The organism is Variovorax sp. J22G73 (genome assembly GCF_030317035.1).
GTDB lineage: Bacteria > Pseudomonadota > Gammaproteobacteria > Burkholderiales > Burkholderiaceae_C > Variovorax.
In genome coordinates this window covers 441,837-453,072 of sequence record NZ_JASZYK010000003.1, presented here as the reverse complement: position 1 = coordinate 453,072, position 11,236 = coordinate 441,837, and the positions used below count along the sequence as shown (strand labels likewise).

Here is an 11,236-nt window from a genome sequence, read left to right as displayed (position 1 = left end):
ATCTCAGAGGGAGGCGGACAGGCGGAAGCCGTACAGGGTGCCTTCGCGCTTCAGCGCGGCGGGCACGTGGACGGCGCGCGAAGCGAAGACGTCGAGGCTCAGGGTCTTCCACTGCACGGCGGCGCCCAGGGTGGCGCCCGACAGCGAACCCGAAGGCACGCCGCTGGCGCGGTTGCTCACGCGGCCCACGTCGAAGCCGGTGTAGACGCGGCCCGACAGCGGCGCGCCGCCGTTCAGCGCCACCTGCCACGGCATCGACAGTTCGTTGCGCACATAGAAGCCGCTGTCACCGCTGAGCACGGTGTTGAGGAAGCCGCGCACCGACGAGCCGCCGCCGATCAGCATCTGCTGCGTGCCGTAGAGGGTGTCGTACGCATGCTGCCCGCTGAACTGGCTGGACCACACGAACGCGCGCTCGGCAACGCTGAAGCGCCGCGAAAAGCCCAGGTCGAGCGTCAGCTTGCGAAACTGCGCGTGCGGCAGGTCGTCGGGCAGGGTGTCGGCGTCGCGCAGCGCGCCGAAGGCCGACAGGCCCTTCACGTAGCCGAGCCGCGCGTTGAAGATGCCGCCGCCGATCTGCGTGAAGGCGCTGGCCGCCACGTCGAGCGTGCTCAGGTCGCGGCTGCTGACCTGCAGGAACTCGCCGCCGAGCCAGTTGCGGGTCGACTGCGTGCCCACCCGGGCCGACAGCGAGACGCGGCTGGCCTGGTCGCGGTACACCACGCGGTCGGCCGAGAAGCTCTTGCTGATCGTGCGGCCCTGCGACGTGAGGCTCTGCCCGCTCGGCAGGCGCAGCACGTTGGTGTAGTCGCTCTGGCTGGCGTCGATGCTGAAGGTGTTGTAGCCCAGGGGCAGCACGGCGCGCAGGCCGGTCGAGTCCGACTTGTGGTCCCAGCGCTCGGGCAGCACCGACTGGCGCTTGGTGACCGACAGCAGCTCGTTCAGGCCGAGCAGGCTGTCGAAGGTGACGGTGGCCGAGGCGTTGTCGGTGCCGGTGGCGCGCGTGCCCGAGTTGTCGAGCGAGGTGTACAGGTGCACCGGGAACGTGGCGGGGTTCTCCACCACCACCACGGTCTGCCCGGGCTGGCTGCCGGGGCGCAGGTCGAGCCGTGCGTTGTTGGAGGCCAGGCTGTTGACCTGGTCGATGCCTTGCTCCAGGTCGCGCAGGTTCAGCAGGTCGCCGGGGCTGGCCGGAAACGCGCCGCGGATCCACTGGGCGCGTTCGCTGCCGCCAGTGACTTCGAAGCGCTCGATCCGGCCTTCGACCACGGTCACTTCGAGCACGCCGCTGCGCAGGTCTTGCGCGGGCAGGTAGGCGCGGGTGGTGATGTAGCCCCGGTCGATGTAGCTCTTGGTCAGCGTGGCCAGGATGGCTTCGAGGTCCGCCACGCCCAGGCAGCGGCCGGCGTTGGCATTCTGGACACTGCGTTGGAGGTCGTCGGGCAGGTGCTGGGTGTCGCCACTGAAACGAATCTCGCGAATGTCGCGGCACGGCGCGCCCAGCTCGGGCACGGACACCTGCGGCTTGACCTGTTGCAAATTGGTGCCGCCGGGCGGGGGCAGCGCGCGCATGGCGCGGTCCTGCTCCTCGCGCAGGCGGTCTTGCTGCTGGCGCTCGATGATCTGGTTCTGGCGGTCGACCGCCGCGGGGTTGACCTGCGCATGGGCCGCCATGCCGAGCAGCGCGCCGCCCAGCAAGGCCACCGGATGACGTAGGAGCGGGCGAATGCCACGTGGCAGGAGTGGACGAATGCCACGTGGCATGGGCGGGCGAACGCCGCGTGCGAAAAGGCCGTCGAACGACGGTCGCGAAACAGGAAGACGCATGAAATCGGCTCGGTTGCGGAGCCGGGCTGCCGGATTCGGGATGAATCGCTGCAGAAACTCACGGGTCCATAAAATGCAACCGGAATATCACAGATACCAACAGAAACTTACATACCCAGTTTCAAGTATTTGCAGCCCCTTCCGGGCTGGCTACAACCACTTCCCGAGCTTGGCCAGCGCCCCCGACCAGCCATGCGTGTGCCCCTCGCGCGCCGCCTCGTCGAAGAACTGCTCGTGCAGCAGCACCAGCTCGCAGCCCTGGTCGTCGGGCTCGATGCGCACGGTGACGCGCGACTCGCGCTCGGGCGTGCTGCGCCAGGCCCAGCTGAACACCAGCTTGCGCTGCGGCTCCACCTCGAGGTAGATGCCGCTCACGTCGTGGGTTTCGCCGTCGGCCGCCAGCATCGCCACGCGAAAGCGCCCGCCCACGCGCAGGTCGATCTCGGCGATGGGCACCGCGACGATCTCGTCCGGCCCGAACCAGTGCTTCAGCGCTTGCGGGTCGGTCCACGCGCGCCAGACCTTGTCGGCGGTGGCGCGGTAGTGCCGGCGGAGGGTGAGCGAGGGGCGCTCGGCTGCGGCTGTACCTGTGCCTGCGCCTGCGGAAGGGGGTTGGGCCATTCGGTTTGCTCCTGCGGGTCGAGAAAGCGCGCCAGCGCGTCGAGGCGTCCGCTCCAGAACTTCTCGTAGCGCGACAGCCACACCGCTGCCTCCTGCATGGGCCGGGGCGAGAGCTCGCAGCGCACGACGCGGCCCTCCTTGGTGCGGGAGATGAGGCCGGCGTCTTCCAGCACGCGCAGATGCTTCATGAAGCCGGTGAGCGACATGCCGTGCGGCTCGGCCAGCTCTGTCACGCTCAGGCTGCGCCGGCCCAGCGTCTCGAGCACGGTGCGGCGGGTGGTGTCGGAGAGCGCGGCGAAGATGGCGTCGAGCTGGGCGGTGTGGGGCTCGGCAACACCGGGGCCGCCGTCGTCGGTCGGCGTGTCTTGGGAGGCGTCTGGAGAAGAAGAAGAAGAAGACGACGACGAGGAAGAAGACGCTGGGTGAACCATGTGGTTGAGTATCTGGCGCACCCCGGCGCGCGTCAAGGGCGTGGCCGCCCCGGTGCGTGCATTCCTTCGCTCACCCTTTGGCGAAGGCCAGCAGGTCCGCGCTCACCTCGTCCTTGCGCGTGGTGCACATGCCGTGCGGCGCGCCCTGGTAGACCTTCAGCACCGCGCCCTTCACCAGTTCGGCCGACAGCAGCGCCGAGTCGGCGATGGGCACGATCTGGTCGTCGTCGCCGTGCAGGACGAGCGTGGGCACGTCGAACTTCTTCAGGTCGTCGGTGAGGTCGGTTTCCGAGAAAGCCTTCACGCAGAAGTACGAGGCCGGCATGCCCGCCGCCATGCCCTGCTGCCAGAACGATTCGCGCACCCCTTCGGACACCTTGGCGCCCGCGCGGTTGTAGCCGTAGAAGGGCATGCTCAGGTCTTTCCAGAACTGAGAGCGGTCGGTCAGCACGCCCGCGCGGATCTGGTCGAAGGCCGCGAGCGGCGTGCCGCCGGGGTTGGCCGGCGTCTTCACCATCAGGGGAGGCACCGCGCCGATGAGCACCGCCTTGGCCACGCGCGCGGTGCCGTGGCGGCCGATGTAGCGCGCCACCTCGCCGCCGCCGGTCGAGTGGCCGACGTGAATGGCGTCCTTCAGGTCGAGCTTCTGCACCAGCGCGGCCAGGTCGTCGGCGTAGGTGTCCATGTCGTTGCCCTGCCAGGGCTGGCTGGAGCGGCCGTGGCCGCGGCGGTCGTGCGCGATGCAGCGAAAGCCCTGCGAGGCCAGCGCGAACATCTGGTCCTCGAAGGCGTCGGAAGACAGGGGCCAGCCGTGGCTGAACACGACGGGCTGACCGCTGCCCCAGTCCTTGTAGTAGATCTCGGTGCCGTCGGCGGTGGTGATGCTGCTCATGAAGAACTCCTCTGGGTGAATGGAGCCTTCACTGTGGGTGCCGGGCGTTGCGTGGGCGTTGCAGCAGGGGGGGCGCGTGTTTCAGGTGCAATGCAGGTGCCGGGTTGCGCCCTCGCGCCTCGCGCCTCGCGCCTCGCGCCTATCGCCTATCGCCTATCGCCTATCGCCTATCGCTTATCGCTTATCGCTTATCGCGAGCCATGCAAGACGAAGGTCTGCCATCCCCGCATGTGGTCGATGAAACGCTCGCTCAGCCCGCCCTTGCGCAGGTACTCGGCCGGCACCGGCAGCGGCGGACTGTCGTACGCCGCATCGGCCCTGACCTGCAGGGGAAAGTCCCGCTGCAGGATGCCGGCCCTGGCAATCAACACGAAGTCGCAGCCCTCGTCCAGCAACTCGCCGGCGCGCCGGGCGCTCATGATCTTGCCGGCGGTTCCCAGCCGAACGCCCTTGCGAGGCAACCCGGTGAACAGGCTCAGCATGGTCTTGCCGCGAAACGGCCCCTCCCCCACGACCTGGGCAGAGTCCCACAAGGCAAGGTCGAGGTAGTCGATCAGCTCGCGATCGAAGATGTACGCGGTGACCTCGCGCAGTTCCTCCAGGCGCAGCCCGTAGCGCTCGATCGACAGCCGCCAGCCGATCTGGAAGCCGGCACCGCATTCCCGGCGGATGCCTTCGATCACTTCCAGGGTCAGGCGCGCCCGGTTCTCCAGGCTGCCGCCGTACCTGTCCATGCGGTCGTTCAGGTGAGGCGACATGAACTCCGAGAGGATCCAGCCGAACGCGCCATGCACCGCGACGCCGTCGAAGCCGGCCCGCTGCGCGCGTTTCGCGGCGGCGATGAAGCTGTCGCGAATTCGCTCCACTGCTTCCGTCGAGATCGCGCGGATGCCCGGCAAGGTGCCGCTGGAGGCAGGCGCCGGGATTCCTCCCAGCAGCGGGTTGGCACGGTGGCCTGCGTGGTGCAACTGCACCGCGGAAAGGCCCCCGCCGTCCCGCAGGGTCATGGCCATGCGGGCCAGGCCTGGCAGATGGTCATCGCTGTGGATGCCCAGCTGCCGCGCGAACGCGATGCCACCTGCTTCCACGGTCGTGGCACAGGTCTGGACCAACGCATAGCCGCTCTGCGACAGCTGTTCCATCCAGAAGTGGTCGTGCACGGACGCCGTGCCGTCGAGTTCGCTTTGCTGGTTGGTCAGCGGCGCCAGCATGAAGCGGTTTCGCATTGCCGGGCCATGCAGCAGCGTGAGCGGTTTGAACAGATCGGAAACAGACACGGAAAAACTCCAGAAAAATTAAGAGGGCTCGCGCCCGCGAGTGGATGGGCGGCCTTGTGGCCGCCTCCTGCGCGCTTTCGGATCAGCCGTTGGCGCCGGACTGGCCGTCCGTGGAAAGCTCCCAGCCACCGCCGAGCGCCTTGACCAAGTCGACGGTCGCGCGTGCGCGCTCGCCTTCGAACTGGATGCGCGACTGCCGGCTGCGCAAGCGGGTGCGCTCGGCGTCCACCACGACGAGGTAGTCGACATCCCCTTCGTCGAATCTCGCCCTGGCCGATTGCGCTACGCCGGACGACGCGTCTTCCGCTCCCCGCAATTGGAGAATTCGCGCGTCGAGGGTCCGTATCGAAACCAGCGAGTCCTCGACCTCGCGGAAGGCCTGGAGCACCGTCTTGCGGTACTCGGCGACCCGCTCCTCGTACACGCCGCGCACGCGGGCCACCTCGGCGCTTCGCCTGCCGCCATCGAAGATGGGCATGCCCAGGGCGGTTCCCACCAGCGGCCCCAGCAGGAACGTCCGCTGCGACCAACTGGCCAGGTTTCCCAGTTCGGCCGACTCGTAGCCCAACGACCCCGTCAGCGAAAGCGACGGAAAGAACGCGGCCTTCGCGACGCCGATGCGGGCGTTCTCCGCCGTCATGGCGCGCTCGGCGGCGGCAATGTCCGGCCGGCGCTCCAACAACGTCGATGGCATGCCCGGCGGCAGCCGAACCGCGACGTTCTCGAGCGGCAGCGCCTCGACGGACAACGCCGCCGGCGGCTTGCCCAGCAAGATGGCCAGGGCATGCGACGCCAGCGCCTGCTGCTGCTCCACCGCCAGTTGCGCCGAACGGGCCGAGAACAACTCCGTCTTCGCCTGGTCGACAACGTAAGGGGCCGCGGCGCCCGCACCGAGCTTTCGCTCCAGCAGCGACAGGGCGTCTTCCCTCAGCTTCACGGTGTCCCGCAGCAGGCGAAGTTCGCATTCCAGTTGGCGCACGCTGAAGTACGCCTTGGCGACGTCGGCCTGGACGAGCAGCAGCATCTGGTGTGCCAGTGCCTGCTGCCGATCTGCATCGGCCCGTGCGGCGGCAACGCCCGATGAAACCCGCCCGAAGAGGTCGACCTCGTAGGCCACGGAGGCCTGCGCGCGCCAAAGGGTTTGCGCAGATCCCGGCGCGCCGTCTCCGCGCCCCGCGGCTGCACCGCTGGTGCGCTGTCGCGTGGGACCGAACCCTGCGCTCGCTTCGGGCAGTTGCGCCGCTTCGCTTTGCGTGACCAACGCGCGCGCCTGCTTGAGCCTCGCCATGGCGATGGACACATCGGGGTTGGCCTTGAGCGCCTCTTCTTCGAGCTGCACGAGCACCGGGTCGCCGAAGACGCCCCACCACGGTGAAGGCGCCTGCTGGTCGGCGGGCTCGGCCGGGCGCCAGCGGCCTGGGCTTTCCGCCGGCTGCAACGCGAGCGGGTGGTTGTCGTACGCCGCGAAGTTCGCGGGAACGTCGATGACCGGGCGATGCTCGACGGGCACGAGAGAGCACGCGGACAGCAGGAACAAAGTGGCGGCCATGGCAAGCGCGCTTCCGGGCACTCGGGCGGCTCGGGCTGCGCGGGCTGCTCGGCCCACGAGCAGCATCGCGTGGGTGGGGTAGCTCATGCCTGGGCCTCCGGCTGCTGCAGTTCGAGGTGACGAGGGACGACCGCGGGTGCCTCGTGGTGCGTTGCGGACCGCAGCGGCTTTCCTCCCCCGAGCGCCCGGGCGAGCACATAGAAGAGCGGCGTCAGGAACAGGCCGAACAGCGTGACGCCGATCATTCCGAAGAACACGGAAATGCCCATGGCCTGGCGCATTTCCGCACCCGCTCCGGTCGACAGCGCGAGCGGGATCACGCCCATGATGAAGGCCAGCGAGGTCATCAGGATGGGGCGCAGCCGCAGGCGGCACGCCTCGACCACGGCCTTCAGCGTCGGCATTCCCGCCATCTCCAGTTCGCGTGCGAACTCGACGATCAGGATGGCGTTCTTCGACGCCAGGCCGACGAGCACGATCAGCCCGATCTGCGTGAAGATGTTGTTGTCACCCTTCATGAGCCAGACGCCGAGCAGCGCGGAGAAGATGCTCATCGGAATGATCAGGATGATGGCCAGCGGCAGCGTCAGGCTCTCGTACTGGGCAGCCAGCACGAAGAACACCAGCAGCACGCAGAGCGGAAGAATCCAGACGGCGCTGTTGCCGGCAATGATCTGCTGGTAGGTCAGGTCGGTCCATTCGAACGTCATGCCCGGCGGCAAGGTCGCGGCCGCGACCCGCTCGATGGCGGCCATCGCCTGGTCCGACGAATAGCCCGGCGCGGGGCTGCCACCGACGTCGGCGGAGGTGAACCCGTTGTAGCGGGTGACCTGGTCGGGGCCGTAGGTCTGGCTGACCTTCGCGAACGACGCGAGCGGAACCATCTGGCCCGAGTCGCTGCGCACATGCAGCTGCCCGATGTCGTCCGGCCTGGAACGGAACTGGCTGTCGGCCTGCATGCGCACCTGGTACACCCGCCCCAGGAAGTTGAAGTCGTTGACGTAGTAGGAACCGAGAAACGCCTGCAAGGCGCTGAAAGCGGCCGGCGTGTCCACGCCCAGCTGCTGCGCCTTGGCGCGGTCGATGTCCACCTTCAGCTGCGGCGCGTTCACGGTGTAGGTCGAGAAAAGCGCGCCGAGCTCCGGCGCCTCGGACGCCTTCTTGATGAAGGCCTGCGTGGCCTTGTAGAGCGCGTCGTAGCCCAGGTCCGCCCGGTCTTCGATCTGCAGCTTGAACCCGCCCAGCGTTCCCAGGCCATAGACCGGCGGCGGCGGAAAGATGCCGGTGAAGGCGTGGCCGATGCTGCCGAACTCACGGCCCAGGTCGGCCGCGACCTGGTCGGCGCTGATGCCCTTGCGGTCCTTGAACGGCTTGAGCAGCACGAACGACAGCGCGGTGCTCGAGCTCTTCGTCACGCCATTGATCGAAAGGCCGCTGTAGCTCGACGTGCCCATGACGGCAGGGTGCTTGAGCGCCGCGGCGTTCATCTTGTTCATGGTCGCTTCGGTGCGGTCCAGCGTGGAGCCCTCGGGCAACTGCGCCAGGCTCACGAGGTACTCCTTGTCCTGCGCGGGAACGAAACCGCCCGGAACATGGCCGGTGAGCCACCAGGTTCCGCCCAGCAACACCGCGTAGACGGCGAGCAAGGCGCCCTTGTGCCGCAGCAGCCGGCCCACGCTTCCTCCGTAGGCCTGCGAGCCGCGATCGAACGTGCGGTTGAAGCGACCGAAGAAGCGGCCGAACACCTTCTGCGTGACCCGGGTCACGGCGTCGGACGCGTCTGCATGCCCCTTCAGCAGCAGCGCCGACAGCGCCGGGGACAGCGTCAGCGAGTTCACCGCCGAGATGAGCGTGGAAATGGCGATGGTGACCGCGAACTGCTTGTAGAACTCCCCGGTCAGGCCGCTGAGGAACGCCAGCGGAAGAAACACGGCGGACAGCGTCAGCGCGATGGCGACGATGGGCCCGCTCACCTCGCGCATCGCCTGGTAGGTGGCCTCCCGCGGGCTGAGGCCGCGCGCGATGTTGCGCTCCACGTTCTCCACCACCACGATGGCGTCGTCGACCACGATGCCGATGGCCACCACCAGGCCGAACAGCGACAGCGTGTTGATGGAGTAGCCCGCCAGCAGCAGGAAGGTGAAGGTACCGACGATCGAGATGGGAACCGCGACCAGCGGAATGAGGGAAGCGCGCCAGGTCTGCAGGAAGAGGAACACGACCAGCACCACCAGCGCCACGGATTCGAGCAGCGTCTCGATGACCGCGTCGATGCCGGACTGGACCGCGCGGCTGGGCTCATAGACGATGCGGTAGACCACGTCTTCCGGAAAATCCTTCTCGAGCTCCTTCATGGCCTTGTGCACGTCGCGCGAAATCTGCAGCGAGTTCGCGCCGGGGGCTTCCTGCACGGTCACGGCGACGGCGGGCGCGTTGTCCAGCGTGGCGCGAATTCCGTAGTCTTCCGCGCCGAGCTCCACGCGCGCCACGTCGCCCAGGCGCGTGATCGCGCCCCGCGCGTCGGACTTGATGACGATGCCCTTGAACTCCTCGGGCGACTTGAGGCGGCCGTCGGCATTCACGTTGAGCTGGAAGGCAGTGTCCGCGGAAGTGGGTGCGCTGCCGATGGTTCCGACCGCGGCCTGGATGTTCTGGCGCCGGATGGCGCTGGCGACATCGTTCGCGCTGAGTCCGCGCTCGGCCAGGGCGGCCGGGTCCAGCCACACACGCATGGCGTAGCCGCCGGGCCCCCAGATCGCCACGTCGCCGACGCCCGTGATGCGGGCCAGCCGGTCCTTCACGTGCAGGATGGCGTAGTTGCTGATGTAGTTGTTGTCGTAGGTGCCCTTCGGCGACACCATGTGCACGGCGATGGTGATCATCGGCAGGTTCTTGACCGCGGTGACCCCCAGGCGCTGCACGTCCTCGGGCAGTCGCGCCTGGGCCTGGGACACGCGGGTCTGCACCAGCTGCTGGGCCCTGTCCGGATCGGTTCCGAGCTTGAAGGTCACGGTCAGGTACAGGTGGCCGTCGCCGCTGGCCTTCGAGTCCATGTAGAGCATGCCCTCGACGCCGTTGACCGACTGCTCCAGCGGCGCCGCGACGGTTTCCGCGATGGTCTTGGCGTTGGCGCCGGGATACTGCGCGTGCACCACGACCGATGGCGGAATGACCTGCGGGTATTCCGAGACCGGCATGTTGAACGACGCCACGATGCCCGCGAGAAGAATCAGCGCCGACAGCACGCCCGCGAAGATCGGCCGGTCGATGAAGAATTTCGAGATGTTCACGAGCGGCCTCCCTGGGCGGCGTCGATGGAAGCCTCCGGGGTCGCGGAGCCCGCGGGCGCCTCTGCCGCGACGGCGGACACCGACGCACCCGGCGGCGCGCGAAACGCGCCATCCACGATGACCCTGGCACCCGGCGCGAGCCCGCTGCGCACGACCCGTTGCGTTCCCTGCAGCACGCCAAGGTCGATCACGCGGCGCTCGACCTTGTTCTGTGCATTGACGACCAGCACGTACTTCCGGTCCTGGTCGGTGCCGACGACGGCCTCGTCCACCAGCACGGCGTCGTACGGCGCGCCGCCCTGCAGCCGAATGCGCGCCCGAAGACCGGGAAGCATCTCGGGGTTCACCTTGTCGATGCGCGCGCGGACCCGCACGGTTCCCGAACGGGTGTCCATCTGGTTGTCGATCGCTTCGATGGACGCCGCGTAGGGAAAGCCGGCGTCGTTCGCAAGGCCGACCTTCACCACCGGCTGCGTGCCGGCCCTGAGCGAGGGCGCGACGATCTGCAGGTAGCTCTGCTCGTCCACGTTGAAGGACGCATAGAGCTTGGCGTCGGAAACGATCCGCGTGAGCGGGGTCGCTTCGCCGCCCGCTGTCACCACATTGCCCGCGGTGACTTCGGCGCGGGAGATGCGCCCGGCGATGGGCGCGCGGACCTGGGTGTAGCCGAGCTGCAACCGGGCCTGCGCGAGCGCGGCCTGTGCCCCCTTCAGCGACGCGGCGGCCTCGCGTGCGGCGTTGTCCAGCGTGTCGAACTCCCTGCGCGCGATCGAGTTCGATTCGAGCAGCCGCTGTCCGCGTGCGCGCTCGGTGTCTGCGAGCCGCTGCCGTGCTTCGACGCCTGCCAGCGTGGCCTGGGCTTGCTGCACCTGGGTCTCGAAGGGCGCCGGGTCGATGGTGAAGAGAACCTCGCCCTGGCGAACATGCTGGCCGGGCTTGAAGTGCACCGCCAGCAGCGTTCCCGGTGCCCTGGCGCGCACGTCGACGAGGTCCACGGGTTCGAGCCGGCCCGTGTAGTCCTGCGAGTCCGATACCGAACGCTGCAGCGCCGGCCGGTACTTGACGGTGGGGAGTGCGGCGGCGGCTTGGGCATGCGCTTCGGAACCATGCTTCCAAAACGCGCTGCCGGCAACGACCACCGCAACGGCAGTCGTGACGACCGCCAGGTGATGCTTCTTGAGGGGATTCATGCGACGTGCTCTGCGAAATAAAACGGTTTGCAGTCTGTGCGCGCGGCGCATGAAGATCGAGGCCGGAACCTGGGTTACTTTGTTGCCTCACTTGGAACAATCGCTTGCTCGCCGGCGGCAGCCCGTGAGGTAAAACGGAAACCCGACGCGATGCTCCCC

7 protein-coding genes and 1 pseudogene are annotated in these 11,236 nt (G+C 68.1%); all 8 read right to left on the bottom strand.

The window, feature by feature from the left end; translation table 11 throughout:
• Positions 1-3: 3 nt before the first annotated feature.
• Positions 4-1,704, bottom strand: a complete 1,701-nt coding sequence (locus tag QTI51_RS14710; RefSeq protein WP_286514694.1) for a ShlB/FhaC/HecB family hemolysin secretion/activation protein — start codon at positions 1,702-1,704, stop codon at positions 4-6.
• Between the two features lie 273 nt (positions 1,705-1,977).
• A pseudogene (locus tag QTI51_RS14705) lies at positions 1,978-2,331 on the bottom strand (SRPBCC family protein); the annotation flags it as partial.
• A complete protein-coding gene (locus QTI51_RS14700; RefSeq protein ID WP_286514691.1) occupies positions 2,316-2,879 on the bottom strand; it encodes an ArsR/SmtB family transcription factor in 564 nt (187 codons plus the stop codon). The pseudogene QTI51_RS14705 and the gene QTI51_RS14700, both read right to left, overlap by 16 nt.
• Positions 2,880-2,949: 70 nt before the next feature.
• Complete coding sequence (locus QTI51_RS14695; RefSeq protein WP_286514686.1) at positions 2,950-3,771, bottom strand: alpha/beta fold hydrolase; 822 nt, start codon at positions 3,769-3,771, stop codon at positions 2,950-2,952.
• 188 nt (positions 3,772-3,959) lie between these two features.
• Entirely contained in the window at positions 3,960-5,048 is a 1,089-nt protein-coding gene (locus QTI51_RS14690) for an NADH:flavin oxidoreductase (RefSeq protein WP_286514684.1), read from the bottom strand.
• A gap of 82 nt (positions 5,049-5,130) precedes the next feature.
• Positions 5,131-6,684 carry an efflux transporter outer membrane subunit gene (locus QTI51_RS14685; RefSeq protein WP_286514682.1) on the bottom strand — a complete coding sequence of 518 codons (1,554 nt, stop codon included), beginning with the start codon at positions 6,682-6,684 and terminating at the stop codon, positions 5,131-5,133.
• On the bottom strand, positions 6,681-9,887 hold the full coding sequence (locus QTI51_RS14680; RefSeq protein ID WP_286514679.1) for an efflux RND transporter permease subunit: 3,207 nt from the start codon (positions 9,885-9,887) through the stop codon (positions 6,681-6,683). The genes QTI51_RS14685 and QTI51_RS14680 overlap by 4 nt, the downstream gene beginning before the upstream one ends.
• Positions 9,884-11,077: an efflux RND transporter periplasmic adaptor subunit gene (locus tag QTI51_RS14675; RefSeq protein WP_286514677.1), complete on the bottom strand. Its 1,194-nt coding sequence runs from the start codon at positions 11,075-11,077 to the stop codon at positions 9,884-9,886. Before QTI51_RS14675 ends, QTI51_RS14680 begins: the two co-directional genes overlap by 4 nt.
• Between the last annotated feature and the right edge of the window lie 159 nt (positions 11,078-11,236).

Bases quoted from the DNA above. Each gene is read 5' to 3' on its own strand.
- QTI51_RS14700 (WP_286514691.1), bottom strand. From the start codon at position 2,879: ATGGTTCACCCAGCGTCTTCTTCCTCGTCGTCGTCTTCTTCTTCTTCT.
- QTI51_RS14695 (WP_286514686.1), bottom strand. From the start codon at position 3,771: ATGAGCAGCATCACCACCGCCGACGGCACCGAGATCTACTACAAGGAC.
- QTI51_RS14685 (WP_286514682.1), bottom strand. From the start codon at position 6,684: ATGAGCTACCCCACCCACGCGATGCTGCTCGTGGGCCGAGCAGCCCGC.
- QTI51_RS14675 (WP_286514677.1), bottom strand. From the start codon at position 11,077: ATGAATCCCCTCAAGAAGCATCACCTGGCGGTCGTCACGACTGCCGTT.